General features: G+C 58.3%; 24 protein-coding genes and 3 pseudogenes. 12 read left to right on the forward strand and 15 right to left on the reverse strand.

The window, feature by feature from the left end:
* Positions 1-177: 177 nt before the first annotated feature.
* A complete protein-coding gene (locus OVA00_RS35925; protein ID WP_082936617.1) occupies positions 178-438 on the reverse strand; it encodes a DUF982 domain-containing protein in 261 nt (86 codons plus the stop codon).
* Positions 439-558: 120 nt separating this feature from the next.
* Positions 559-1,557: an ATP-binding cassette domain-containing protein gene (locus OVA00_RS35930; RefSeq protein WP_268090768.1), complete on the reverse strand. Its 999-nt coding sequence runs from the start codon at positions 1,555-1,557 to the stop codon at positions 559-561.
* A 118-nt stretch (positions 1,558-1,675) separates the two neighbouring features.
* Here OVA00_RS35930 and OVA00_RS35935 point away from each other — a divergent pair, with 118 nt between their 5' ends.
* Positions 1,676-2,947: an IS256 family transposase gene (locus tag OVA00_RS35935; RefSeq protein WP_268088859.1), complete on the forward strand. Its 1,272-nt coding sequence runs from the start codon at positions 1,676-1,678 to the stop codon at positions 2,945-2,947.
* A gap of 30 nt (positions 2,948-2,977) precedes the next feature.
* Here the strand turns inward: OVA00_RS35935 and OVA00_RS35940 are convergent, their stop codons facing one another.
* Positions 2,978-3,913: a hypothetical protein gene (locus tag OVA00_RS35940; protein WP_268090769.1), complete on the reverse strand. Its 936-nt coding sequence runs from the start codon at positions 3,911-3,913 to the stop codon at positions 2,978-2,980.
* 489 nt (positions 3,914-4,402) lie between these two features.
* Here OVA00_RS35940 and OVA00_RS35945 point away from each other — a divergent pair.
* Positions 4,403-4,593: pseudogene (locus tag OVA00_RS35945) on the forward strand (hypothetical protein).
* A gap of 243 nt (positions 4,594-4,836) precedes the next feature.
* Here the strand turns inward: OVA00_RS35945 and OVA00_RS35950 are convergent.
* A complete protein-coding gene (locus tag OVA00_RS35950) occupies positions 4,837-5,010 on the reverse strand; it encodes a DUF1328 domain-containing protein (protein ID WP_034798746.1) in 174 nt (57 codons plus the stop codon).
* A gap of 584 nt (positions 5,011-5,594) precedes the next feature.
* Between OVA00_RS35950 and OVA00_RS35955 the strand changes: the two genes are divergently transcribed.
* Positions 5,595-6,086 (forward strand): YciE/YciF ferroxidase family protein, encoded by a 492-nt coding sequence (locus OVA00_RS35955; RefSeq protein ID WP_034798750.1) that lies wholly within the window; start codon positions 5,595-5,597, stop codon positions 6,084-6,086.
* Positions 6,087-6,328: 242 nt separating this feature from the next.
* Here OVA00_RS35955 and OVA00_RS35960 read toward each other — a convergent pair whose 3' ends face one another.
* The 4 genes from OVA00_RS35960 to OVA00_RS35975 all read right to left on the reverse strand — a co-directional run bounded on the left by OVA00_RS35960 (position 6,329) and on the right by OVA00_RS35975 (position 8,962).
* Positions 6,329-6,541 (reverse strand): hypothetical protein, encoded by a 213-nt coding sequence (locus tag OVA00_RS35960; RefSeq protein ID WP_060516716.1) that lies wholly within the window; start codon positions 6,539-6,541, stop codon positions 6,329-6,331.
* Between the two features lie 848 nt (positions 6,542-7,389).
* A complete protein-coding gene (locus tag OVA00_RS35965) occupies positions 7,390-8,424 on the reverse strand; it encodes a DNA topoisomerase IB (RefSeq protein WP_060609823.1) in 1,035 nt (344 codons plus the stop codon).
* Positions 8,425-8,580 (reverse strand): DUF3309 family protein, encoded by a 156-nt coding sequence (locus tag OVA00_RS35970; protein WP_034798754.1) that lies wholly within the window; start codon positions 8,578-8,580, stop codon positions 8,425-8,427.
* 139 nt (positions 8,581-8,719) lie between these two features.
* Entirely contained in the window at positions 8,720-8,962 is a 243-nt protein-coding gene (locus OVA00_RS35975; RefSeq protein ID WP_234798887.1) for a DUF1236 domain-containing protein, read from the reverse strand.
* Between the two features lie 262 nt (positions 8,963-9,224).
* Here OVA00_RS35975 and OVA00_RS35980 point away from each other — a divergent pair, with 262 nt between their 5' ends.
* From OVA00_RS35980 to OVA00_RS35990, 3 genes are all read left to right on the forward strand, one after another.
* Entirely contained in the window at positions 9,225-9,446 is a 222-nt protein-coding gene (locus OVA00_RS35980) for a BON domain-containing protein (protein WP_082566427.1), read from the forward strand.
* Positions 9,447-9,644: 198 nt separating this feature from the next.
* On the forward strand, positions 9,645-9,845 hold the full coding sequence (locus OVA00_RS35985) for a hypothetical protein (protein ID WP_034798756.1): 201 nt from the start codon (positions 9,645-9,647) through the stop codon (positions 9,843-9,845).
* Positions 9,846-9,875: 30 nt separating this feature from the next.
* The gene (locus OVA00_RS35990) at positions 9,876-10,493 is read left to right on the forward strand and encodes a response regulator (RefSeq protein ID WP_051659462.1); all 618 of its coding nucleotides are present in this window, start codon (positions 9,876-9,878) and stop codon (positions 10,491-10,493) included.
* A 796-nt stretch (positions 10,494-11,289) separates the two neighbouring features.
* On the opposite strand, the gene OVA00_RS36000 is transcribed toward OVA00_RS35990, so the two are convergent.
* The gene (locus OVA00_RS36000) at positions 11,290-11,721 is read right to left on the reverse strand and encodes a hypothetical protein (protein WP_089046201.1); all 432 of its coding nucleotides are present in this window, start codon (positions 11,719-11,721) and stop codon (positions 11,290-11,292) included.
* Positions 11,722-12,396: 675 nt separating this feature from the next.
* On the opposite strand from OVA00_RS36000, the gene OVA00_RS40175 reads away from it, so the two are divergent.
* Both OVA00_RS40175 and OVA00_RS36010 read left to right on the forward strand, forming a co-directional pair.
* On the forward strand, positions 12,397-12,627 hold the full coding sequence (locus OVA00_RS40175; RefSeq protein WP_034798762.1) for a DUF2934 domain-containing protein: 231 nt from the start codon (positions 12,397-12,399) through the stop codon (positions 12,625-12,627).
* Between the two features lie 459 nt (positions 12,628-13,086).
* On the forward strand, positions 13,087-13,677 hold the full coding sequence (locus OVA00_RS36010) for a DNA-3-methyladenine glycosylase (RefSeq protein WP_060609820.1): 591 nt from the start codon (positions 13,087-13,089) through the stop codon (positions 13,675-13,677).
* 193 nt (positions 13,678-13,870) lie between these two features.
* Here the strand turns inward: OVA00_RS36010 and OVA00_RS36015 are convergent, their stop codons facing one another.
* Positions 13,871-14,062 carry a hypothetical protein gene (locus OVA00_RS36015; RefSeq protein WP_268091178.1) on the reverse strand — a complete coding sequence of 64 codons (192 nt, stop codon included), beginning with the start codon at positions 14,060-14,062 and terminating at the stop codon, positions 13,871-13,873.
* Here OVA00_RS36015 and OVA00_RS36020 point away from each other — a divergent pair.
* The 3 genes from OVA00_RS36020 to istB all read left to right on the forward strand — a co-directional run bounded on the left by OVA00_RS36020 (position 13,994) and on the right by istB (position 18,541).
* Positions 13,994-15,077, forward strand: a protein-coding gene (locus tag OVA00_RS36020; RefSeq protein ID WP_268091153.1) for an IS3 family transposase whose coding sequence is annotated in 2 segments (ribosomal slippage) — positions 13,994-14,190 and positions 14,189-15,077 — 1,086 coding nt in all. Because the reading frame shifts where the segments join, the coding sequence is not laid out codon by codon here. The genes OVA00_RS36015 and OVA00_RS36020 overlap by 69 nt on opposite strands.
* 1,056 nt (positions 15,078-16,133) lie before the next feature.
* On the forward strand, positions 16,134-17,648 hold the full coding sequence (gene istA, locus OVA00_RS36030) for an IS21 family transposase (RefSeq protein WP_442780591.1): 1,515 nt from the start codon (positions 16,134-16,136) through the stop codon (positions 17,646-17,648).
* Positions 17,645-18,541 carry an IS21-like element helper ATPase IstB gene (gene istB / locus OVA00_RS36035; protein WP_064816995.1) on the forward strand — a complete coding sequence of 299 codons (897 nt, stop codon included), beginning with the start codon at positions 17,645-17,647 and terminating at the stop codon, positions 18,539-18,541. Before istA ends, istB begins: the two co-directional genes overlap by 4 nt.
* Positions 18,542-18,791: 250 nt before the next feature.
* Here istB and OVA00_RS39865 read toward each other — a convergent pair.
* Both OVA00_RS39865 and OVA00_RS40180 read right to left on the reverse strand, forming a co-directional pair.
* Positions 18,792-19,163 (reverse strand): annotated as a pseudogene (locus OVA00_RS39865) (CBS domain-containing protein); the annotation flags it as partial.
* Between the two features lie 23 nt (positions 19,164-19,186).
* Positions 19,187-19,321: pseudogene (locus tag OVA00_RS40180) on the reverse strand (DUF2934 domain-containing protein); the annotation flags it as partial.
* Between OVA00_RS40180 and OVA00_RS36045 the strand changes: the two are divergent.
* Positions 19,314-19,946, forward strand: coding sequence for an HD domain-containing protein (locus OVA00_RS36045; protein ID WP_326494160.1), 633 nt, complete (start codon positions 19,314-19,316; stop codon positions 19,944-19,946). The pseudogene OVA00_RS40180 and the gene OVA00_RS36045 overlap by 8 nt on opposite strands.
* 31 nt (positions 19,947-19,977) lie before the next feature.
* On the opposite strand, the gene OVA00_RS36050 is transcribed toward OVA00_RS36045, so the two are convergent.
* The 3 genes from OVA00_RS36050 to OVA00_RS36060 form a co-directional block, all read right to left on the reverse strand.
* Complete coding sequence (locus tag OVA00_RS36050) at positions 19,978-20,817, reverse strand: sigma-70 family RNA polymerase sigma factor (RefSeq protein WP_268090773.1); 840 nt, start codon at positions 20,815-20,817, stop codon at positions 19,978-19,980.
* Between the two features lie 598 nt (positions 20,818-21,415).
* Entirely contained in the window at positions 21,416-22,288 is an 873-nt protein-coding gene (locus tag OVA00_RS36055) for an alpha/beta fold hydrolase (protein WP_060609818.1), read from the reverse strand.
* Positions 22,289-22,585: 297 nt separating this feature from the next.
* A complete protein-coding gene (locus OVA00_RS36060; RefSeq protein ID WP_089046202.1) occupies positions 22,586-23,812 on the reverse strand; it encodes a low temperature requirement protein A in 1,227 nt (408 codons plus the stop codon).
* Positions 23,813-24,175 lie beyond the last annotated feature (363 nt).

Genomic DNA, 24,175 nt, shown 5'->3' on the forward strand with positions numbered 1-24,175 from the left:
AACGCGATTAAATCGATCAGGAAATGCAAGCCCCCTTTGCCGCCAGGCAAAGCCCATGCAATTGCTCATCGGTCTGTTCGCCGATATTCAGGTGGTCAATGATCTCAGGTCAATTTCGCGCGAGCGATGGGAAGAGCTAGCGTCGACGGCGAGGGGCAAAATCGCCGTCACTCGTGATCAGGGTTCCCGAATAGCAGGAACGTCGTCATCGAGGATCGGGAATGAACCTTCAATCGCTGCGCCAATGAAGGCTTTCCGTGACAGATCCAGCGCTTCGCCGCGCTCTAATGCGCCATGGCAGCGATTCCTTGCGCGTTCATAGAACCATCCGCCCTGGGGCAACTCACTCAGATATTGCAGGGCATCCTGTGGTCCGTGGATACACCGCTCGCCATTCACGCCAATCCTGACAGGATTATCCCAAATGATGGTTTGCATTTGCGTTGACTCCGGTTCGGCACAGAACGTCTAGCGGGAAGCATTGTTCCAACCATCGCTTTGGTAGTTGAGAGACACGGGTTCGCCACGATGGTCACGTGCCGCCGACGCCTTGCCGCATCACCGAAGTGGGGCGTTCGTCTGCGCAGAACGCCACACCGAAATAGACATCTTTTCAGCAATGCCTCCTTCAATCACCAGCACGCTATCGAAGAAATCAATTCCGCCCTCCGATTGGATCGAGGAGGTATCGTGCATAATGGCAATAACCGTCGCCTCCGGGCAATTCTCTTTGATCGCTTGATAAAACGCTTGCACCGCCTGCCCATCAAGAGCGCTTGTTGCCTCGTCAAGGAAGAGCAAACCCGGCTTCAGCAACAGGACTTTCGCAAGAACAAGCTTCTGCTTTTCACCCCCGGACAACAGCTTGTCCCACTGCTGCCCCTCGCGTCCCTCATCAAAGAGCTCCCCAGAAATTTCATGGAGCCCCGCTTCTTCAAGCGCCGTGGAAACCGCAGCGTCCTTATGCTCACGGGCGTCATCCGGAAGACAGACGAGATCCTTCAGGCAAACGCCCTGTAGTTTGACCTCCTGGGCCGCAAAGAGAGTTCGCAAACCGTCCGGCAACGTGATCTTGCCCCGACCGTGCGGCCAAAGACCGTTTATCGCCTTGAGAAGTGAGGTCTTTCCACTCCCCGATTCACCCATCACCAAAGTCCACTCGCCCGGAGCGAAATTGAGTTCAATGGTGGTCAAAAAGGGCTCGTCCTCACCAGTATGGAGGAGCTCGACCGAATGGATGGTCAAGCCGCCTTCTACGGCTTCCGCTATGGTATATTCAAACGCGGCGGGTCCACTTTGAGCATAGTAGTCTTGTGGTCGCTGCACCGTTTCTATCGCTTCCGCAAGCTCTGTTATGCGCCGCGCGTCCGCCCGCAGTGTCGCGATGTCAGGCATCGCATGAATAAACCATGAGCATTCGTTGATGAGGGCCGTCGCTAGTTCGGCACCGGTGACATAGTCTTGTAGGCTGATGGTCTTGTCGACATAGGGAAGCAGGCCCGGCGCGTAGGCCACGATGCGTGAGCCGATGAAATTATGCACCAGCTCAAAGCCCATATAGCCGGCGGTAATCCGATTGGAGCTATGACGGAAACTGGGTGATGACGGTTTGATGAGGGCGGCGTATCGAGGCGGGTGACAAGCCTGCCAGAACCTCATGAAAGAGCGATACGCCATGAAGACAGATAGCACTGTTGTTTCCTTTCCGCATCCCGAGACGCTCGATGATCCCCTGACATCGGTTCTACGCGAAGGCGCGCGCCGGCTTCTGGCACAGGCCGTGGAGGCGGAAGCCGAGGCGTTTCTTGCGGCCATGGCCAGCGAACGCCTAAGCGATGGGCGGGACCGGGTGGTGCGGCACGGCCATGGGCCTGAAAGAACGATCCAGACGGGGATCGGTCCGGTTGCGGTGCGCCGCGTCAAGCTGCGCGACCGGGCTTTGGAGACTTGCGGCGAGGATCGCATCACCTTCACGTCGGCGATCCTGCCGAAGTGGGCACGACGCACGAAGAGCCTCGACGCCCTGCTGCCGGTCCTTTACCTGCGCGGCATCTCGACCGGCGATTTCCAGGAGGCGCTTGCCGCGCTGCTCGGCAAGGACGCGCCGAACCTGTCACCCTCGGTGATTGGCCGGCTGAAGGAGGAGTGGCAGGCCGACTATGATCGCTGGCAACGCCGCGACCTGTCAGCCCGCCGCTACGTCTACATCTGGGCCGATGGGGTCTATCTTCAGGCACGCATGGAGGACGATGCCGCTTGCATGCTGGTCGTCATCGGCGCGACGCCGGAAGGCAAGAAGGAACTTGTCGGTTTTCAGGTCGGCGTGCGCGAAAGCACCCAGAGCTGGCGCGAGCTGCTCGTCGGGCTGAAGGCCCGCGGGCTTTCGATTGCGCCAGAAATTGCCGTGGGCGACGGCGCGCTCGGCTTCTGGAAGGCGCTGGAGGAGATATTCCCTTCGACCCGCCATCAACGGTGCTGGCAACACAAGCTCCTCAACATCCTCAACAAGGTGCCGAAGTCGGTGCAGCCGAACATGAAGGCCGATCTCAGGGAGGTCCGCGATGCCCCGGATCGGGCAACCGCCGAGGTCGCGATCGCCGTCTTCGTCGACAAATACAAGGCCAAATATCCCAAGGCCGTCAACTGCCTGACGAAGGACCACGAGGCATTGCTGACCTTCTTCGACTTCCCGGCCGAACACTGGGACCATCTGCGCACCTCGAACCCGATCGAAAGCGTCTTCGCCACCGTCAGGCACCGCACGGTGCGAACCAAGGGAGGCCTGTCCCACAACACAGCACGGCTCATGGTCTTCAAGCTCGTCATGAGCGCCGCCAAAACCTGGCGCCGGCTGAAGGGCGAAAATCAGTTGCCAAAGGTCATCGCCGGCGTCAAATTCACCGACGGTGTCGCCGAAACGACGACCCCTGACCATCGCGCCGCCTGATCGGCCTCGTCACCCATTTCCGACCATAGCTCATCCGATTGAGCCTCGCCCATGTGTGGTCAATATCTGGTACCGGCGCACATTGAGCGCCTTTTGCGCTGGCTCCCCTCTGATAACCGCAACGTGAAAACTGCGGCGCAAGAACTGGTTGAGTTCGCTGCGATAACTGCCTTCCGCCGATTGAATGCGGATGGACAGACCCTGAAGGATACCTCCCAGCTTGGCCGCAATGAATGTGTTGAGGGGCACGTAGATCGCAATCGCCAGCAGCGTCAGGAAGGCGCTGCCGTAGCCCCCAAGAACGTCAAGCCCTCGGATCGGGCTCGACGTTTCGATCAGCTTACCGCCAACGAACGCGAGCGATAGCACCACCCCGGCGATGCCGATGCCCAGACCGATTGCACCGCCGGTCATGCCCTTTATTGCTTCCTGCACCCGCTGATCGATGTTGTCCGGCGATGACGTGTTCCCTTCACCCGCTCCACCAAAGCCATTTTGTTGCAAGTGGAAGTGGGTGTGACTGGAATCGAGAAGTGGCTGATTGAAGCGTTCATCCAACCACTGGCGCCATTTTCGGTGTAGGCTGGTCGAAAGGAAGTGACGGACCGCAGTAAACCCCGCGTCCCTTGTGATCGCGATCGCAGCAAGCGTCGCTGCGGTCTTTAGAAGCGACGCAGGCGTTGTCGGTACCGTAGGGTGGTGGAAATTCGCGATCCGATTGACCAATTCGCCTGAGGTCAGCGCGAACCATACGCTTGCCTGAGACGACAATCCGGTAAGCAGCAGGATGAGAATGGTCAGGCCCCAAGCGTCTCTCCAGCGATTAGAGAGCCAGTAAGCGAGCAACAGCCCCCAGAAGCTACGCATCGAGGATACGGGGCTGCTTGGGCGCCGCCGTTTCTCGCCGAAGATCCGTTTAAACCGTGCTGTTGCCCGATGCACCTTGCCGCGCACGACTTCACTCAAGCTCATCTTCCTGAATTGGAGTAAGGATCGGACTTGTCAAATGCTGATGATCTGATGGCCGACGAAAAGCAGGGTCCTTGCAAGCGATTTGGTCGCGACAGGTGATCAGGAGGATCTAAGGCCGGCAGCCTACTCGCCGTAGGGCCGATAGCTAAGCGGCGACGCCGGAACGTGAGTTCAACATCGGAGGCCAGACATCAAGTATCGCTACGTCGTAGTCGGCAACCGCGCGGTGCTGGACACTGGCACTCGTAGTGTCGTTCAGATTATCAACTGAGGCTGCTGGACGAGTTACAGAGGCTTCCCTGCGGGAATCGGTCCTCCACTTCGGCGCAGCGGATTTTTCGAAAGTGTCCGGCAAGCGGGCGCAGTTTCTGTTGAGGCGGGGAGACCGCGCTTCTCGTCGTGAAACCTGATTTGTCCCACGGGAGGCCGTGGCACGGAACCTGTGCGCCGCTTTCTGGTTGGGTGGGAGGAGAGGAGTTGCATATGGGCATTGACAAACCGAAAAACGGTGCACCGGGCACCACCGACCAGTCTCCTCGTTGGGAGGCCCGGAGGAGAGCAGACCTCGGGGGTATCTCCCAGCGAAAGACGGACCAGATTCCGATCGCGACGCCGTGGGCGAAAACAACCGCGAATCGGAGCGTCCATCCGATGCGTTGAAGACAAAAAAATGAAGCGAAGGGCAATGCGTTCCTTCGCAGGCGGACGGAAAAGCAGCGGCGTTGCAAGCGCAAAACCAACTGCGTGACCGGGTCTAAGGATAGGCCATCGTCAGGCGCCGGGCCATAATACTCCGAAAAATAATGGGATGTGGGCTTTGACGAAAAATAGCCGGATCGCGCCGAGTAACAGCCAAATTCACAATCTTCAGGTCTCAGGACAAGGTTCTGCGCCGTCCTCGGCGCGGAACCTTCGCGCTAGAAGGCAATGCTTCCTGCCATGAAGGCAAGGACGAGAAACAGCACGAATATCGCCAGAGCGACGTAAAAGAGGATCTTCGCTATACCAGCACTTGCTGCAGAAACACCCGAGAAGCCAAGCAAGCCTGCTACGACCGAGATTACAAAAAATATAATAGCCCACTTTAGCATATGTTTCTCCCCGACGGCCGAAACGAATCATCTGGGCATTGAACCCGCAGCCGTGAGTATTGTTCCAGGCGCCTTTAAGTTGTGACGTCACGCCGGATCGGTGCAAACTCCTGGTCCAATCCATGCCGCAAGGCCGCGGCATCCCTGCTCTCTCTTCCGCCCGCCGTTTACTGGCTCTCGCGGCGGCAGTACGGTCACTGCCGCGCGCATCGTCAGCCATTTTTCGCGGAGTGTTATGCGCTCCTCTATCGCGCGAAGAGCCATGCCAACTGCCGCGACGACTTCTCCTTCGGCTTGGTCCGTTCCGGCGGGCAGGCGTCCAAGCGGGCAAACCAAGGCGGCAGTGAATTCCGCGAGACCAAAGGATTTATGATCTTGGCACGTCCGCTGAAACCGGCTCGCCACTGCCCGAGATCGATTGGTTCTTTCCCGTGATTGCCGACGTATCCTTTGTTTGGCGGATCACCCGGCTTTGAGGTTTGCGTAAACCCCTCAAAGAGCGAGTCGTGCTTTTTGTTCCACTGCGGAACCTTTGAAGCCGGACGGTGTTAGAACCGCTCCCCACCAAGGCGAAGGAGGTTGCCATGCCGGAGAAGACTTTAGACATGCTGTTTCACGAAACGTTGAAGGACATTTACTACGCCGAACGGCAGATACTAAAGGCACTGCCTAAAATGGCGCGGGCTGCGCAATCCCCTGATAGCAAGGCCGCTTTCGAAAAGCATCGCGATGAAACGGAAGGCCACGTGGAGCGTTTGCAACAGGTCTTCGAGATTATCGGCAAGCGCGCACAGGGTAAAACCTGTGAAGCTATTCAAGGCCTGATTGCCGAAGGCGAAGAAATCATCGAGGAGTTCAAGGGAAGTCCGGCCCTTGACGCCGGGCTGATATCTGCGGCCCAGGCGGTCGAACACTATGAGATTGCGCGATATGGCACCCTGAAGACCTGGGCCAAGCAGCTTGGGTTGGACGCCGCCGTCGCCTTGCTCGATCAGACCCTCCAGGAAGAGGGTGCGACTGACAAGGCTTTGAGCAAGTTGGCTTTGTCCGCTGCAAATATTAAGGCTGCAGCTTAACTTACGATATTCTAGGCGGAGGGCCGATGCGCCCTTCGCCCCCAGACCCCGTAACAGCTAGGCTTTTGTGATCTGATGGTTTGCCGCGTCGACCTTCTTTGATTTGGGCGAGCCGCGATAGCGCAAGAATATCCACTGCAACACAAGCATCAGCGTCGAAACTACAATCGCCGGTTCGGAAAATACTCGAACCAGGACTGGGCGTCGCTAAGCGCGACGATACTCGGCTCGGCGCCACGAAATCAATCGATCTTTCCCATGAGCGCGGTGCCGAGGCTGCCGAGAGCAAACGACGCCCCGAAGGCATATATCTGAAGGAAAAGAGCAACGGGCTCGATCGCACGATCATGACCGAGCGCGTGCGGGAAGCTAACGGCGATTACCAGTGCGGTGAGGGCTCCCAGTGCAAATCCAGACGACAAATGCCAGATGAGAAAACGTAATAGCATGGGCATTTTTCAACCTCCTTTATCGAAGAGGTGCCGGCGAGCCGAGCTCCCGTCTACCTTCCGTCGGCGCGGTCCGTGCATTCGGTGAACCTTGCCAGATGAGATTGTAGACGGACAAGCTTCTTGCGTTTTCCGGTTACAAGCGCTGAGCATTCGTTGGCCGACTGTGATGCCGTCAATCTAAAGCTCGAGCTCACTCAGTCATCAGCTTTGACCGAGCCAAACGGTTTCTCCGGCCAGACGACGCCGTCTGCATCGGAATCCGGTGTGTTGTGCGGGCTGACATCTCGCGCCGACGTGTCCATGCGCATCTCCGTGCACTCCTCGGCCAGCCAAACATACAAACCACAGTTTCGTTCCAGCGATTTGCGCCGCGGCTTCCCCGAATGAGGAACCATCTACGAAAGGGCGATTGGGAGCGAAGTTTCGTCGCCTCGTCGTCGTCGACGTTAGCACGCACGCAGTCCGGATATTGTCGTTGAGCGATATTGATCGAGAGCATCCTCACTGGCCTCGAAGGTCGCGACTGGGGTAGAGGAGCCTAGCCGACAAACCACTGCCGCGGCTTGCGATATTGCTTTCCCCCGCGCGAGCCAAGAAGATGCACTCACCGGGATCGCGAACAGAGCAATCCAAAACTTGAACCACCGCGCATTGAGAGTAGGCCTGGTCATTTCAGGCTATGCGGCCCGGACTGAAACAACTCGATAAGCGGCGCCGCAGGAGTTTCGGCACGCGAGTCTTACCGCAAAATGGGCTTTCTGGTGCAGAAGCTGATCGACCAGACTCTGCGGCAAGCTTTGGAAATCTGATGAGGCTGCCATTATCCGCAGACTTAGGCACAATGGACAGCCCTAACCCTGTGCGTGCCGGGCGAGCCAATTAAGAAAGCGCAGGAACTGCATTTCGTCGGCGCGAAGTCCGGGTACGGCTTTTGCGTTTGGCCTTACCCGCGGGATTTTCTGCTCGGCTTGCGCCAGAGCGAGGACTGCCGGATGCACGTAGCTCTTACGGCAAACGGCCGGCGTGTTGTGCAGCGCCTCTGCCGCCGCGTTGCACATTTCTTTGATCGTCGGGCGTCGACCCTGAGCGAATGCTTGGCGAGCGGCAGAATATGCGGCAACGCTCCCAGCCCAAGTTCTGAACGTTTTGGCCGAAATTGGCGCCCCGCTGATCTCTGCGAGATAGCGGTTAAAGCGCCCCGACTCGATTGGCTCGGGTTTTCCGTCTTGCCCCACGGATACGAAGAGCTGGCGACCCGGGAGTTCGGCGATTCCCTCAAGTAAGCGTTGCAGTCGCGGATTTCTCAGCCGTCTTCGGATACGTTGCCCGCCCTTGCCCTTGAAGTTGAGCTCGATGCTATCGTCGGTAATCTTGAGGTGGCGCTTAAGAAGGGTTGAGGCGCCATAGCTCCCGTTCTCCTTCACGTATGTCGAGTTTCCAATGCGAAGGGGCGCGTGGTCGAGCAGCGCCGCAAGGGCAGCAAGTACGGTGAAAGGGTCGTCCACAGGCCCCTCCATATGCTTGCGGATCCGGCGTCGCAGGCGGGGGAGCGTTTTAGCAAAAGCTGGAAGCTGGCTGTATTTGGCGTTGCTTCGCATCTCCTGCCATGCTTGGTGATATCGATATTGCTTTCGACCACGCGCATCATAACCTGTCGCCTGCAGATGACCGTTTGGCTGCATGCAGATCCAGACGTTCTCGTAAGCTGGGGGCAAGCCAAGCGCTTGGATACGGGCAAGAACGCGGGAATCTTTTAGCTGTTCACCGTTCGGACGCCGATAGACAAAGCCGCTTGAGGAACGAAACCGGGTGTAACCCGGTTCAGTGTCGGAGACGTAGATGAGGTCGGCGCCATCGCCTACCTGCGGACTTTCCCGCCGGCTCAATCAGATCCGTCCCATCAGAAGGAGGATCACAAGAACGACCACCACCACACCCAGAACGCCAGACGGACCGTAACCCCAGCCGGATGAATGGGGCCAGGCCGGAAAAGCGCCGATGAGCAGCAGGATGAGAATGACTAAAAGTACGGTTCCAAGCATTTTGCGGTCTCCTTACACAGCGATAAAGTCGTTTTCGTCGGTTTGCCCCCGTACTTGCCGAGCGGGGGCTCTAGCATCGAAACTCGGGAGGAGGGTCATTTAAGGATCGCGATCACCGCGCGTCGTTGCCGATTGATCATCACCCCTTGGTCGTTTGAACGACATATCCATAGTCCGGCTGATCAGGAAACGTTTGGATTTCGACGGTATCAGGCAGACGGGTGCCTACAGCGATGTCGCCTTGATACACGTCCGAAGGGCTGCTCTGGTCAAGTAGGTAGGTTTGAGCTTCGCCCGGTACGATGACTGTTGCAGTTTGCGCAACGGCGCCGCCGCCGAAAGACAGGCTCGCCAGCAAGCTCGCCATGACGGTTCTCTTCATGATCAGCTCTCCTAGTTGTTCCCTCAAACCCGTTTTAGAGCATTTGGTTCCAATGCGCTCCCGGAGCGGCTGCATACCGCCTGACGCCAAAGGTCGGTGACGATGTCTCTTCGACGCGAGAGGTCACAGCAGCGGCTTTAAAGTCCTGGCGTCATGAGCACCTGCTTCAGCGTCTTGAAGGTGGGAGCTCTCGGAAGAGCTGCTAGACAAGGATGAACGCGAGGAAGCAATTGGATGCCGCTACCGCGACCGTCGGGACTCGATGTCTTCCGACGTAGCGGTTGCTAGCGGCGAGGTGACGCTTGCGTGGGAAGTATCGAGCAGGCAGGCCAAACACCGGGCTGAAGATTGTGCCGAATTGTTCTCCGGAGTTCCCCACGTTCAGAACAACTTACGGGTCCGCTCAACGACAAAGACGGTGACCGTGCCCCTGGGCAACCCACCTGATAAGGTCGCACAGCCGCATTCGTTCGAGCGCCCCTGACCACAGCGGCGAGCGGCGTTCGGATTCATCGGATGCCCGGTACGCTCGCTGACTTTTCGTGACCCATTTGCCAGCGCAGGATGTCCTGGGGCTTGGAAGCTTGGCTTCTCGCTGTCGACAGCGTATCCTTCTTAAGCGCCGCCATAGGCGGCGAGGACGACCGAAAGAGCGGCATTCGGATAACCAAGGTTTGAGACGATGGCACCGGGAAAAAAAGCCGAGGATGAAAACGAGGAGTTGCTGGTAGGCGGTGTGGCGTCCCGACCGGTCGAGAGCGATGCGGTGCCAGTTGATGACGTACCGGATCGATTGCTGATCCTTGCCATTAGGCTGCAACGAGCCCTGGACAAACGGCAGGCGACGAAATCGATCAGCAGGCCCTCGCGCCGGAAACACTGAGGTGGTCAGAATGCAAAAGGATGGCTTGTGATGCCGGACCTGCAGCAATTGCGGGTGCTAGTTGCTGAGGACGAATTTTTTGTCGCAAATGATATCGCACTTTGGCTCGAAAAGGCCGGTGCGACAATAATTGGCCCAACGCCCACAGTAAAAGAAACGTTGAAGAGCCTTGCTCAGGCTTTCGACGTTCAAGTTGCTGTTCTGGATATTAACCTCAATGGCGAGCTGATCTTTCCCGTGGCGGACGAACTCGCGCTCAGATCGGTACCCGTGGTCTTTTTTAGTGGTTACGACGACATGAGCGTGCCCGAACGGTTCCGGTCGGCCGCACGGTTAAGCAAGTGTGCAGGCGCGTCGGATCTCGTAAATGCTGTCTTTGAGCAACACCTCCAAAATCTGTCAAACTTGGCGCCACTATATGTCGGACTAACCGATCAATCGGTCTGTGAACTTATACCGGAGCTGCGCTACAGGGCGCGGCTCCTGATGGCCGGAGCGCCTCCCGAGGCCGCCGACCTGCTCGTTGAGCGTACGCTTGAGCGCGCTATCGCGCTAGCCGGGACAAGGCGCAGGTCTCAGGGCCTCGATGCCTGGTTGCACGATTTATTGGCGGCCATCCATGACGAGAGCCCGTATGGACTGAATTAAGACATTTGAGCGGTGCGAAAGCCGTGATGGGTGTGAATGGGCGGCCGGATTTGGCGTTCTCTTCTCATCCGGCATGTCTTCGGGGTCGAGCTCCCTGATCGGGCGCGGCCCCTCGTTCGGCGGTGGTACAGGCGGCAATCGCTCGCCCGGATCGCGGGGTTGAGGGTTCACGTCCTTGCTCCTCGTTTCATGAGGAGAACAAGGTGCACTGTGCTTGGTTCCGAGAAGTTGCGCGTTCGATCGAGCTTGACGGCGAATACCGCGTCATAGCTTCGAAGGACTTTGACCGCATCCAACGACGCGATGACCTTATCCGGCACAACGTCCGCAAGTCCTCCGCCGCAACCGCAAGATTTGCCTGGCCCCTCCCTGGCCGGGGCGCAGACCCTTCAAGGCTATGTCGGGGTCAATTCGACTATGAGCGGAACCCGCGGGGCCTCGTACCCATTTACCTGTTGGTATCGTTTGGGGTTAATTCTCCCTCGGTGCGCCCGAGCCTGACTGCCGGGTGGGGGTGCGGTCTGTCGGAACCGTGCCTTGCGGGCTCTCGGTGCTCGGAAGCTGTTCAGTGCTCCGCGGCTTTTCCATCGGAGCCTGTTGCGAGGGCTCTACCGATCCTGTTTGACTGGCGTCCGGCTGGCTCCATTCTACAAATCCCCATGCGAGCAGCGCCAGGAAAAGACTTGCGGCAAGCACCAGGAAAACACGGACACCCATTCCCGCCTGACGGGTTTCCCGCGCCGAGAACCTCGTCCGGCTAGCGCCGTGGGTCGTTCTCTCGGGTTCGCCTCGTTCATCAAGCTGCTCGGCCATCGCGTTTCTCCATTGCCATTTCCGTCAATGCCGTCCTCGGCTCGAAGGTCATCATCCCTTCGACCCGCCAGGCCGGGACAACGAATATCCAATCGCTGCCGTCGCCAAAGGTTCCCAATGGCGGCAGAAACGAGCGGCCGGTCCGCTGTATGCTGGGAGCGATATGGTGCTGCGGAGGTTTGAGCGAGCAGAGCTTCATTCGGGTAATCGTGTCCCATCGCCCGCTGCACGAGAGTGCCTGCGACGAAAAACAAGATGAGCAGAAAAATATTGCCTCCAAGAGGTGCATTTCGAGCCACCAGATTCCCTTCTTTAGCGCGGGATATGGATGCTGGTTTTCCAGTCCGCTGTCCTTAACCGCCCTCGGCATAAGCACGAGATCGTCGATGAGGCGGGCACGTTCGTGCTCCGCCATCTCCGACCGCGGATCCTCAGAAGAGACGGGTGTATCGTAACCAGGACCCGGAAATGCGCGAAAAATGCCATAGGGCGGTCAGTTTGCGCGACGGCGCCTCAGCATCGGGCCGGTAGTGACCGCCGGTTTCGCCGGTTGCGATCTTATGGATGGCGTAAGGAAAATCGTCGTTCCAACTGAATGAAAACCTGGTCGGCCTGTGCGGCAGTCGATAAGGGATCACATCACGCCTGCGCTCCTCGTCTCCAACGACGAGAGGTGTCAAGCGAAATGAAGATTTGACCCCGCCTATTGCCTCACCCGGGGATGTTACTGACGTTGGGGGCACTGCGCTGTGGTGGGAGGATACGGGCGCGCGCTTCGTCCAGTCGCCATCGAGTATGATCTCCCCGGCTACGTCCACGCCCCAAGCCTGGACGGCATCGAGCCGCAGCCATCGAAGCCGAACTCGCTCAGCCAGTATACCGCATTCTCGAAAAATTACGGCCTAGGAACTCTGGCTCTGTCAAGGTCATCGAAACCCCCTTCAGCCCCCCGATTACATATTGGATAAGGATGCCCGGGCGCCTCGTCTGAGGCGGTGCCCGATGAATTCCTAGCAACCTTGTGCCTGCGCTGGAACAAACGCGACGGTATTCGGTTCAGTGATCAACGGCTGCAGGGAGGTACTTGAACATGAACGATAAAGACGAACTCATCCGGCGACGCGCTTACGAGATTTGGGAGCGTGAGGGGCGCCCCGAGGGCCAGGAGCGCCGGCATTGGGAGCAAGCAAGTAGGGAGATTGCGGAACATGAGCGTCTGCCTCCCAACAGTCAAACCGGGGATGATCAAACTGGCACCATTGTTGCTCCATCCACCGCGCCGCGCGGGGAAGCCGGGCGGCCGTCGGAGGACGCGGAGTAGTGTTCTTCCTACGACCTGACTGGGAAAGGACCTGAGTATCGAAGCGGTGTCGGCGCATTGGGAAGAGCGATCGAAAGAGCAGGCGCTTGTTTCCTAGGACCCCTAGGCAATGCAGGTTGATCTTCGTGCAGATCATTAGCATCGAAGTTTCCTGTGCGTGAGGTACACACGGGAAAGAGGCGGTGATTCCATCACCCGACGTGGCCAAATCGAATGGGCCTGGATGACGAAGCCGCTTATCGCCCATGCCAAGGCGCTGCTGTCCAAACCGCCTCTTTCGCTACGGCGCTGAATGAATCCGATGCCCGAAGCAATGGGTGGAGTCGCTCCTGCCGCTGTGGCCGGCAATGAGGGCCCCACGGCCTACGTATTCGAGTATCGAGACGGTTCTGGCACCAGCCGAACGCCGCCTTCGACAATGCCACGCCTTGAAGCAGTCCAAAAGATTAGCGAGTAAACATGCGACACGACCCCAACCAACTGGAAAGGATCACTCCAGCATTTTTTGGGCGCGATGCCGTTTCCGTCGCGGAGGCTTTGATTGGCGTCATTCTGGAAGTAAATGGGATCGGCGGCAAGATCGTGGAAACGGAAGCTTACGGGCGGGAGGATCCCGCCTCTCATAGTTACGTTGGAAAAACTGCCCGGAACAACGCGATGTTCGGCCCCGCCGGCACCGCTTACGTCTACCGGTCCTACGGTTTGCATTGGTGCCTCAACTTCGTCTGCGAGAACGCAAGCGCGGTATTGCTCCGAGCGATCGAGCCGCAAACGGGCCTTGGAACGATGCGGATCAGGCGCGGGACAGCCAGGGAAACCGTCTTGTGCGCGGGGCCGGGACGCCTTTGCCAAGCTCTCGGAGTGACTCGCCATCTTGACGGACGATCGCTCTTTGCGGCCCCTTTTTATCTCACTGTTGGGGAGGGCGAAACGGATGTCTGCCGAGGCCCTCGTATTGGGGTCACGAGGGCTGCCGACGTGCGGTGGCGGTTCGGAGCGCAAGGCTCTGCCTTTTTGAGCCACCCGTTTCCCGATCCCGTTCCAGTTTAGAACTGGCCGGGATTTTGCGGGGGCGTAGAGCTTCTCGTCATAAATGCTGGAAGATTTGTTCGATGTCTCCTTTCCAGATTTAGCCATCCCGATGATCCTCGAGAACGACTGAAGCGATTTGATATGCGCCCCAACCTGCAAATCCTGATTCCGCTCGCTCGCATTCTCGACAAGTGCACCTATTCGCCCGGGATCACGGGGAGGTTGGAAAGAACTGAATAGCACCGAGATTTGTAGACGCCTTCTTTCCTAATTTTGAGGCAAGAAGAGCATCATGAGCAAATCGAATTTCAGCGAAGAGTTTAAGCGTGACGCGGTGCGCCAGATCACGGAGCGAGGCTATCCGGTTGCCGAGGTTTCGCAGCGTCTCGGCGTCAGCCAGCATTCGCTCTACGAATGGAAGAAGAAGTTTGCTGCGTCGAACGCCAAGGGCAACGACGAGACCGAGGAGATCAGGCGGCTAAAGAAGGAACTGGCTCGCGTTAGCGAGGAGCGAGATATCCTAAAAAAGCGGCCGCGTATTTCGCCAGGGATGCAAAGTGAAGTACGCGTTCATTGCTCTGCATCGCTTGCAGTTTTCGGTGCGGACGATGTGCCGCCTTCTGCGGGTTCATCCCAGTGGATTTTACACCTGGCTGAAGAACCCGCTGAGCAGGCGAGCCAACGAGGACAAACGACAGACCGATCTGCTCCTGAAGGCATGGGAAGAGAGCGGGAAGGTCTACGGTTATCGCAAGCTGCACGACGACCTTCTCGATCAGGGCGAGATATGCTGCCCGAACCGGGTTGCGCGTCTGACCCGTCTCGCCGGGATCAAGGCGCAGATTGGCTACAAACGCCGTCCCGGCATCTATGGCGGCAGGCCTGCCGTCGCTATCGACAACACGCTCGACCGGCAGTTTGACGTAGCGGCTCCGGACAAGGCCTGGGTCACGGACATCACCTATATCCGGACCTGCGAAGGTTTTGCTTATTTGGCCGTCGTCATCGACCTCTATTCCCGCCGGGTCATCGGCTGGGCGATGCAGAGCCGCCAAACCACGGACGTCGTATTGCAGGCTCTGCTCATGGCGGTGTGGCGACGCAAACCGAAGGACAAAGTGCTGATCCACTCCGATCAGGGCTCGCAATTCACCAGCATGGACTGGGCCTCGTTCCTCAGGCACCACAATCTGGTTCACTCGATGAGCCGACGCGGCAACTGCCATGACAATGCGGTGGCCGAGAGCTTCTTCAATCTTCTGAAGCGAGAGAGGATACGTCGCAGGGTCTACCGTTCACGCGATGAAGCTCGCCAGGACGTGTTCGACTACATCGAAATGTTCTACAACCCGAAACGCAAACACGTCAGGAACGGGATGCTGTCACCCGTCGAGTTCGAGAAGCAGCAGAAAATCTAACCCGAGGGTGTCTACGAAACTCGGGGCTATTCAAACACTCGGGCTTGGAAGTGTCGGAACGGTTGTTGTTACAGGAGGCGAGCCGGACGTTTTCGTAATGGCGACGATGCTCGGCGCAATCGATCTTGGATACTAGGTGACCGTCTCGAAGGACGGCGTTTAAAGCTCGACCAAACGGCGCCTCTCTTCAGCTGCTTGGCAACGCTTCTGGGTCCAACTTGAGCTTGCGACCCTTAGGAATGGCTCGGTCAATTAGGCGATATGAGAGCCGGCACGTGGGAAATGTCGGAACCATCAGACCCCCGGCCGGTTTGATCTTGATAAACGCCGCGCAGGTCGCCCCGGCAGATCGTTTTAGGCGGGTCGAAAGAGGATTTTACCAGTGATTATCGATCTCCAATCCGCACGTGCCACACGAGATGCTCCTGACCCGGACTGTGCCTCACATGATAGCCTTGGCCGGCCGATGTATCTCTACGGAGTGGAGTACTGGATGGACGACCGACTTTGGGCGTTGACGCTCGAGGCCTATTCGCTCGAGGACGCTGAAAGAAGAGTGGGGGCAATCCATCAGGGGCTGATCTATGGGCAGATATACCGCAGTACCTGCTGAGCATTGCGTTCTACATAGCAATGAGCGCCTCGCGGCCGTCCCGACACCTCGCGGACGTGCCGGGTGATGCGCCGATCGTTCTGAACCAAAGTTACGCCGGACACGCTGCCGATCTCAGAGGCGTCGATCTAGGTGGCATCGGTGAGGCGGTCGCTGACAGCGTCCTGGATCTGGATGCCTCGGCGAACGAAGTCTCGCGGCCCGTTTCCTCGACTCCGGCCCCCCGCTTACCTTGGCGATGGCGTTTCCGGGAGCGAATATGCGCGGCGGCAATCAAGGTGAGATTCAGCGTCAATCAGGATGAGACTCGGCGGCGGGGGTGTGACGAAGGGAGGGCGTAGCCCGACCGGAGTTACACTCCCGCCGCGGCGCAATTTTTAGGCGTCTCATGATCGCGGTCGGCCCGCTACGGTGGCGGTTTTCTGGAATGGAGAACCACCTTTGTGCCGGGTCGCCATGTAACCGATCATCAGATGAGATTATTCATGAAGTATCGACAAACGCATTCTGTTGAGGTCGCCGCCGCGAAGGCGTCGATCAGCCGGGCGACGGCATTCCGCATCGAGAAAGAGCAGCGCCTTCCGTCGCAGAACAAGCCGCCGCGCGGTCGGCGTCGCCCCGATCCGCTTGAGCATATCTTTGATGCGGAGGTTGTTCCGCTTCTCAAGGCCGCTCCCGGCATTCGTGCGGTCGCCGTTTACGACGAGATGCTGCGACGTCATCCGGAACTGCCCGAAGGCATTCGCCGCACACTTGAGCGGCGCATTCGGTCCTGGCGGGCCGTTCACGGTGAGGCACAGGAGGTGATCTTTCGCCAGACGCACGAACCTTACCGGTTGGGGCTGTCGGATTTTACCGACATGGGCAGCCTCAGCGTGACGATCGCCGGCCAGCCGCTCGACCATCTGCTTTATCACTTCCGGCTGGTTTGGTCGGGCTTCGAACACGCCCATGTCATCCTTGGCGGCGAAAGCTTCGTCGCCTTGGCGGAGGGCCTGCAGAACGCCCTGTGGTCGGTCGGCGGTTCGCCGCTCTATCACCGCAGCGACAGCCTGTCGGCCGCCTTCCGCAACCTCGATGCCGATGCCAAGGTCGATCTCACCAACCGCTATGAGGACCTGTGCGCTCATTACCGGATGACGCCAACCCGTAACAACAAGGGCATCGCCCACGAGAACGGTTCGATCGAAAGTTCCCACGGCCATCTCAAGAGCGCCGTCCGCGATGCACTCCTGATGCGCGGCACCCGAGACTTCAACGATCTCCGCTCCTACCGCGCCTTCATCGACGAGATCGTCAGCCGCCGCAATGCCGCGCATGGCAAGCGCATCGATGCCGAGCGCCCGCATCTGCAGGCACTTCCCGCTCGCCGCACCACCGACTTCGAGGAGGTGGTCGTCACCGTGTCGCGCACCGGCGGCTTCGCCTTGCGCAAAGTCTTCTACACCGTCCCCTCCCGTTTGATCGGCCATCGGCTGCGTGTGCGTTTGTTTGACGATCGTCTCGACGTCTTCATCGGCGGCACGCATCTGCTGACGTTGCCGCGAGGTCGCGCCCATGCGAGCGGCAAGCACGATCAGGTCGTCAACTATCACCACGTCATTCATTCCCTGCGCAAAAAGCCGATGGCGCTTCTCAACCTGGTCTATCGCGACAAGCTCTTCCCTCGGCCGGAATACCGAAGGGCTTTCGACACTCTCATCGAGCAACTGCCTGACCGGCAGGCTTGCAAGGTCACCGTCGAACTGCTGGCCCTGGCTCATGATCGTGGTTGCGAGCGTGAACTGGCCGAGGAGCTTGCCAGAACGCTCGACGCCCGCAAACTGCCCGACCTGATGGCCTTGAGAGCCATCTTCGGCCCGGACCCGGACCAGTTGCCGACCGTTCATGTGCAGCTCGCATCGCTCAATAGCTATGAAGCCCTGATGGGGCCTGCTTATGCGGGAGAGGCCGCATGAAAAATGTCCACAACACCATCGACGAAGCCCGCCTCGGCATCATGCTCAATGACCTGAGGCTGCCGACAATCAAAACGCTGTGGCCGCAATTTGCCGAACAGGCCGATCGTGAAGGGTGGCCCGCGGCTCGCTTCCTCTCCGCTATCGCCGAACACGAGCTGGCTGAACGGGCGCATCGCAGGATCGAACGTCACCTCGCCGAGGCGCATCTGCCGCCCGGAAAGACCCTCGAGAGCTTCGCTTTCGACGCTGTGCCCATGGTCTCCAAGGCGCAGGTCATGGCCATTGCCGCCGGCGATAGCTGGCTCGCCAAAGGTGCCAATATCCTGTTGTTCGGCCCGCCCGGAGGCGGAAAGAGCCATCTCGCCGCAGCCATTGGCCTCGCACTGATCGAGAACGGTTGGCGAGTGCTGTTCACGCGCACGACCGACCTCGTTCAGAAGCTGCAGGTCGCACGGCGTGAGCTCCAGCTCGAATCCGCCATCGCAAAGCTCGACAAGTTCGATCTGCTCATCCTCGACGATCTGGCCTACGTCACCAAGGACCAGGCCGAAACCAGCGTGCTCTTCGAACTCATCTCCGCAAGATATGAGCGGCGTTCCATCATGATCACCGCCAATCAGCCCTTCGGGGAATGGAACCGCGTCTTTCCGGACCCGGCCATGACGCTTGCGGCGGTGGACCGACTTGTTCATCACGCAACGATCTTCGAAATGAACGTCGAAAGCTATCGGCGACGTTCCGCCATGGAAGCCAAACGCCAGCGCGGCAGACCTGCCGCCTTCGCGACAATTAAAAGTGCTTCCCAGATTGTCGCGGAGCGGCAATCAGAACACGACGAGACTCTTGCCAGCGACAATCAGCATGATACTTTCATCCCGACCGCGACATAAGAGTCTCATCCAGATTGTCGCCGCCGTCTCATCCTGATCGCCGCGCTATAGAATATTTGTAATTGTCGCGTAGATCGACCTGCCGCTGGCGCAGATTGACCTCGCAGCGTCCGGATGCAATTCCAATCTTATGACTAGCAATAGCAACAGTCATCAAGACCTCCGCTCTCTTTCTTAACTGCCCAACGGGTTGCACAGCGAAACGTCGCGGCTCTGATTGTTCCGGTAACGGTCCGATAGTCCCCACCATCCCGGCAAGGGAAGGGTCTCGTCGCGCTGCGTCAGCCAGCGAAACGATGCCGACAAGCCGCTTGTTGCGGTCAACGAACGGCAGGTGCCGGTTCTGCGCGTCGCCCATGTTGGGCGCAACATCGGACACCTCCTGGTCATCGAAGCAGTATTTGACGCCGGCCGTCATGATCTCGGCCACGCGCGCACGATCGTCACGCCCGTCACCCACACAACGCTCTGCGAAAGCCCGATAGGTTATCATCCCAACCAACCGATCGTTGTCGCCAACGGGAAGAAGGCCGATACCGCTCTCGGCCCCTTCCAGTGCGATGGTGGTATCCTCGGGGCTCGCAACGCACACATCCTTGGTCATAATGTCAGCTACTCGCATGGGTCTACTCCGCTCGATGACGGTCATTGATAGGCCGTCCGGCCCTCTGGTTCCGTCTGTTCCGCCGCTCGGTCGTGCGAGCGCTCTCTCGTCGGTACATCACCCTCCGGCCGTCCCTCGTTCGCCCAGATTTCATAGGCACGCCGACGAATGAGTTCTTCAGGCTTTGACCCACGGCCAACCGGTCAACCGCGTATTTGTTCCAGGAGCGTGTGGGCGAGAGAAGTCGCCCTTCACGCGCACGCGGGCCAATTAGACAAGGCTGGAGAACCCTATATCCGCCACTGCCAACGGGTGGCCGAGGCCGTTGACGGCGACAAAGCCAAGAGTGTTGCCTTTCTTCATGACGTTGTCGAAAAGGCGCCTGGCTGGACATCGGAGCGACTGCTTGATTCTGGCTTTTCCCCGGAGGTGGTGGCCGCCGTTGAAAGCCTGACGCACCGCACCGGGGAAACTAAGGATGCCTTAACGATCCGCGCTGCGTCAAACGCGCTTGCAGCTGTCGTAAAACGCGCCGACCTTTTGGACAATCTCTCCCAAGTGGAAAGGCAAGGCAAGGATGGGACGCAGTATAGGCGAAGACTGGTTCTGCTCGACGCTGCGGCAGCGTACGACGGTCATCGGGCGGAAAGTGAGTCCGCCGACCGAAAGATCGCCGCGTCATCAGCTCGGGGTGAGGCTGGCGAGATCCGCCGCGAAGCCGCCGATCGCGTTGCAAAACGACTTGCTTTGCTTTTGGGAATGGCAGCGGCCGCTTTGATCTATCTTGTTCTCCGGTTCTGAAAGATGGTCGTCAGCGGGGCGCAAGGCTCGATCACTCGACGGGAACACCATTCATGCGATAGGCAAGTTCGTCGCGCGCACGGCTGAGCCTGCTCTTGATGGTGCCGATCGCACAATCGCACATATCAGCTGCCTCCTTGTAGCTGAGGCCGTATCCGGCAACGAGTACCAGTACTTCCCTGTGGTCGGGTGCTAGCCCCTCGAGGGCGGTACGCAACTCGCCATTCAACACGCACCAATCCTGCGGGGCCGGAATGGGAATTGGAAGGTCGGCGCAGTTGACGGCACCCGGCGCCTCGCGCTTACGCAGCTTGTACTGCGTGCGAAACGCGTTGTGCATGATTGTGAAAAGCCAGGATTTGAGATTTGTTCCAGGTTGAAAACCATCGATACCGCGCAACGCGCGAAACAGCGTTTCCTGCAGGAGATCGTCAGCCTCGAAGCTTGAACTGACAAAGGTTCGCGCAAATGCGCGCAAGGCCGGGATCAGATCGACCACCTGCGTCTCAAGCGGCCGCGTCTGATCGTCGAGAACTGGAATAGAAGGCATTGTAGCTGCCTTTCGGGGTTGCCGGATTTCAATGTTAGTCAATGCGTGGCCGACAATTAAGTTCCCTTGGGTTTTAAGGCAGCGCCGGCCGGGAACCAACGCCCCCTGCGCTTGTTTTTGTTTCGTGTCGTGGATGTGCCTGCACGAAGATCTTGAAGGCTGCTCGAACGGAAAGCGAGGTTCCCGATGGAAGCGCTTGAACTGCAACTGATGGCCCACCGCAAGATCCTGACCGCGCTTATGACGATCGCAGCAGGCGATCCGGATTACTGGCACAAATTGATGGAACACCTTCGCGATGACCTTGTCATCCAAGGCCACGAGGAAGATCCAGGTGTCTGCCGGGAATGGCGTTCGCCTCCCAAAATGCTCTTAGCGAGGAGCTGAGGACCATTGTCAGCCGTGCCGAACTACGCGCCGGCGATCGGACTAGCTCGGAATAGCCAAGCTTCATTTCTTCAACCTGTTCGCGGTCGTCGGTCCCAGAGCAGACTGATGCGCCGGCGACCACCAAGGAGGCATTCGGAATGATGGATTTGGAGGTTGACCGGCTTTGGAACGAGCCGGTGATACTGGATCGCGAGGGGCATTTGCTCCGGGTGCAAAGCACGCGGAGCTTATCTGTGTTGGAAAACCATTGTTCCCTGCACGAAGGGCCGGCATATGCGATGGCTATTGCCACCTGCTAGACGGGCTTTCTAGTGTCCAGGATGCCGGACGCAGCGCGTCGGGCATTCGTCGATGCAGCTGCATCACTAACCTTAAGATTGTAGATCGATGTGGCTCCAAGGCGTTTAACTGCCAGATGGACAGCTTTTTCCAGCCGACATCTGCGCAGTCGCGCAGCCTCGCATCCTTTGAGCGTTTGTTGGAACGCACGGCGCCGTAAAAAGCGCGATTGTCGAAGCTGGCCGGCAGGTTACCGCCGATTGTGAATCCGCGCGAGAAAATCACGGATAAGCAGCGCTACCTGATCGAGGTGGGTCTCTAGGAGCCAATGCCCGCCATCGATGAAATGAAGTTCGGCGTCCGGCAAGTCGCGGAGATATGCTCGGGCAGATTTCTCCGGCATGTAGTGGTCGTTGTGTCCCCAGACGATGAGGGCAGGGGGCTTATGGTCCGCCAAATATCCGCGGTGTTGCGGAAACCATGACCGGTTCTCCTTCAAACCTGCGATCAGGTTGACGGCGATTTCCTTCCGCTTTGGTGTCATGAGGGACCAATGCAGTTTCCATAGGTCGGGAGGAATGGCCTCTGCGAGACTAGGCTCCAGGTCGTTCAGGAACTCTTCCCGGAAAATCTCCTCGGTCACCGCCTCGGCCAATGCGCGTTTCATTTCCGGCAACGGAAGCGCCCAGGTCTTTTCAATGTCTGCATATTTGGGGCCCAAGGCATCTTCATAGGGGATGTCGCCGTTCTGAATGATGAGCCCGACGACGGATGCCGGCCGTAGAATGGCCATGCGAATTCCGATCGGCGATCCGAAATCATGCAGATACAGAACGAAGCGATCGATCTTAAGTGCGTCGATGAAGCTGCTCAGAAAGGCTGCGTATCCGTCGAAGCTGTAGTCGAAATCCTCCGGCGTCCCGCTGTAGCCCGCACCGGGGAAATCCGGAGCGATCAGGTGCCAGCGGTCGGAAAGCCGCGGCATTAGATTCCGAAACTCGTAGGATGAACACGGATATCCGTGTGGTAGCAAGACAACCGGAGCATCTTGTCGTCCAGCTTCCCGATAGAAGACCTCAATGCCGGCAACCATGATCCGCCGATGCCGTACCAGCGTGTCCATAGCTAATCCTCCACAGGATGAGCTGACTGCTTTCGAAGGGCATCGACCGATCACCAACAAGCGCAGCCGCTCGTGACCGGGAGATAACTGGTACCATCGCCGGTTGTTCCCTTTCGGGGAACCGGCGAGCGAATATGCTGGATACCCGAAGGTTGCCGCAAGGGCGACAGCGCATTCAATTTCAATATCTTGCGCATATATCTTGAAGCGACAGATGATCCGCGCCCTAATGTTGCTGACGCCGGCGCGCCTTCCCAGTCTCGATGATCGGCTATGCCGGCCGTCTTCGCGCTCCGGTTATGCCGTCGAAGCCGAAGCACGACGCAATGCCAGATACTCCCAAATGGCAACGCCAAAAAGGGTCGCTGTCGCCAGAAACTGGAGATGATAATTGGCGGCAAGCGCAGAAAGCACTCCTGCAAGGGCAAGGATCGCGAACCCGACAATGTGCGAAATCGGGAACTGGTGCGCCGCGGCCAACTTTATCCAGATGTTGCCAGCCAAAAAAAGCGCCGGGCCTCCGAGTATCGCCAGAGCGGTTTGCATCGTGCTTTCATCTTTGGCATGGGACAGGCTGAAGTCCTCTCCGACTGCCGTCAGGATGACGCCAGAAACGATTGGCAGATGGCCGTATGTGAAGAGATTGAGCGCCAATGTCTCGGGTTTCGACGTAGCCTCCGCTTTGTTGGCGGCTTTTTCCTGGCCGTGATGGAAGTAGATCCACCACATGAAACCGGTGCTTAAAAAGGCGCTGCAGAAGACAGCGAAGGTCATGTCGTCCGCCATGTGCTCTGCGGCGTTGCGGCCGGTCGTCAGGATCGTTTCACCGAGGCAGATGATTACGAACAGCGCACAACGTTCTGCCATATGCTTGCCAGAAACGTCCAACGTCTCGGGCGCTGATTTCCCCAGGCCAGGAAGATAGTACCGCAGGGCCGGAGCCAGATATTCGACGAGAAGAGCGGTACTCCAAAATGCAATTCGCGGAGTCGTCTCCATTTGAGAACCCACAAGCCAGAAGGCGCTTGCAAGGACTAGCCAGAGGGTAATCCGCAGGAACGTCAGGAAAGAGGCCGCATCGACGCGATGATAGGCGTAGAGCATGAAAAAGGAACGCCCTATCTGAATGGCGCAGTAGATCACCGCAAATGCAAATCCATGGTCTCCAAACGCGTCCGGCAAGGCGATAGCCAGCAGGATACCCCCAAACATCAGGAGAAAGAGCATCAGCCGTACTGGATCTTGCTCGGTATCGAGAAGGTTTGTAACCCAGGTCGAGTGAATCCAGATCCACCAGATCGCAAGAATGAGCAGCGCCGCCTCGACAAGGGCTGTGGGGCCGAAGTCGCTAGCAAGTGTCTTTGCGAGCTGGACCAAAGCGAACACAAAAACGAGATCGAAGAACAGTTCGGGAAAGCTTGCTCTGGTCTGGTCGGCGTCGGCCTTCCTTATCCATTGCTTTCCAGTTGCCGCCCCCTTGGCCTCTGTCGGTTCTGCCGCTCGATGTCGCGACGCTGGGTGCATTATTGTTCCTCCGCCCGAGATGGAGAAAGAGGTAGAGCGGGACGGAGTTCCAGCAATATCCCACTCGATGAGGAGAAGGCCTCTGAAGGGATTGGAGAGGAGCACGATTGCTTACAACTATTCCCCCTGTTCGAAGGGGCCGCTCGCTTGCAAAGCGGGGCGTTGATGATGCCCACTTCGACAGAAACCGCCCCTCGAGAGCCGTCCACACACTCCATTTCATGCGGGATCCGAACTAGAAGGCGCAAAGCGGTACTCTGGGTTGTCTAAGCGCTGAGCAGGGTCAACGATCTTCACGCGCCCACATTACAGTCACCGCGATACAACGCATATGCACGGAAAGCCTCGGTCTGCAGGTTAGAG

Origin of the sequence: Ensifer sp. SL37 (assembly GCF_026672675.1) — a bacterium.
Taxonomy (GTDB): Bacteria; Pseudomonadota; Alphaproteobacteria; order Rhizobiales; family Rhizobiaceae; genus Ensifer; species Ensifer adhaerens.

Coding starts and splice junctions, on each gene's coding strand:
- OVA00_RS35925 (WP_082936617.1), bottom strand. CDS start 438: ATGCAAACCATCATTTGGGATAATCCTGTCAGGATTGGCGTGAATGGC.
- OVA00_RS35930 (WP_268090768.1), bottom strand. CDS start 1,557: ATGGGCTTTGAGCTGGTGCATAATTTCATCGGCTCACGCATCGTGGCC.
- OVA00_RS35935 (WP_268088859.1), top strand. CDS start 1,676: ATGAAGACAGATAGCACTGTTGTTTCCTTTCCGCATCCCGAGACGCTC.
- OVA00_RS35950 (WP_034798746.1), bottom strand. CDS start 5,010: ATGCTAAAGTGGGCTATTATATTTTTTGTAATCTCGGTCGTAGCAGGC.
- OVA00_RS35955 (WP_034798750.1), top strand. CDS start 5,595: ATGCCGGAGAAGACTTTAGACATGCTGTTTCACGAAACGTTGAAGGAC.
- OVA00_RS35960 (WP_060516716.1), bottom strand. CDS start 6,541: ATGCCCATGCTATTACGTTTTCTCATCTGGCATTTGTCGTCTGGATTT.
- OVA00_RS35970 (WP_034798754.1), bottom strand. CDS start 8,580: ATGCTTGGAACCGTACTTTTAGTCATTCTCATCCTGCTGCTCATCGGC.
- OVA00_RS35975 (WP_234798887.1), bottom strand. CDS start 8,962: ATGAAGAGAACCGTCATGGCGAGCTTGCTGGCGAGCCTGTCTTTCGGC.
- OVA00_RS35980 (WP_082566427.1), top strand. CDS start 9,225: ATGTCTTCCGACGTAGCGGTTGCTAGCGGCGAGGTGACGCTTGCGTGG.
- OVA00_RS35985 (WP_034798756.1), top strand. CDS start 9,645: ATGGCACCGGGAAAAAAAGCCGAGGATGAAAACGAGGAGTTGCTGGTA.
- OVA00_RS35990 (WP_051659462.1), top strand. CDS start 9,876: ATGCCGGACCTGCAGCAATTGCGGGTGCTAGTTGCTGAGGACGAATTT.
- OVA00_RS36000 (WP_089046201.1), bottom strand. CDS start 11,721: ATGGCGGAGCACGAACGTGCCCGCCTCATCGACGATCTCGTGCTTATG.
- OVA00_RS40175 (WP_034798762.1), top strand. CDS start 12,397: ATGAACGATAAAGACGAACTCATCCGGCGACGCGCTTACGAGATTTGG.
- OVA00_RS36010 (WP_060609820.1), top strand. CDS start 13,087: ATGCGACACGACCCCAACCAACTGGAAAGGATCACTCCAGCATTTTTT.
- OVA00_RS36015 (WP_268091178.1), bottom strand. CDS start 14,062: ATGCTGGCTGACGCCGAGACGCTGCGAAACCTCGGCAACCGGATAGCC.
- istB (WP_064816995.1), top strand. CDS start 17,645: ATGAAAAATGTCCACAACACCATCGACGAAGCCCGCCTCGGCATCATG.
- OVA00_RS36045 (WP_326494160.1), top strand. CDS start 19,314: ATGAGTTCTTCAGGCTTTGACCCACGGCCAACCGGTCAACCGCGTATT.
- OVA00_RS36055 (WP_060609818.1), bottom strand. CDS start 22,288: ATGGACACGCTGGTACGGCATCGGCGGATCATGGTTGCCGGCATTGAG.
- OVA00_RS36060 (WP_089046202.1), bottom strand. CDS start 23,812: ATGCACCCAGCGTCGCGACATCGAGCGGCAGAACCGACAGAGGCCAAG.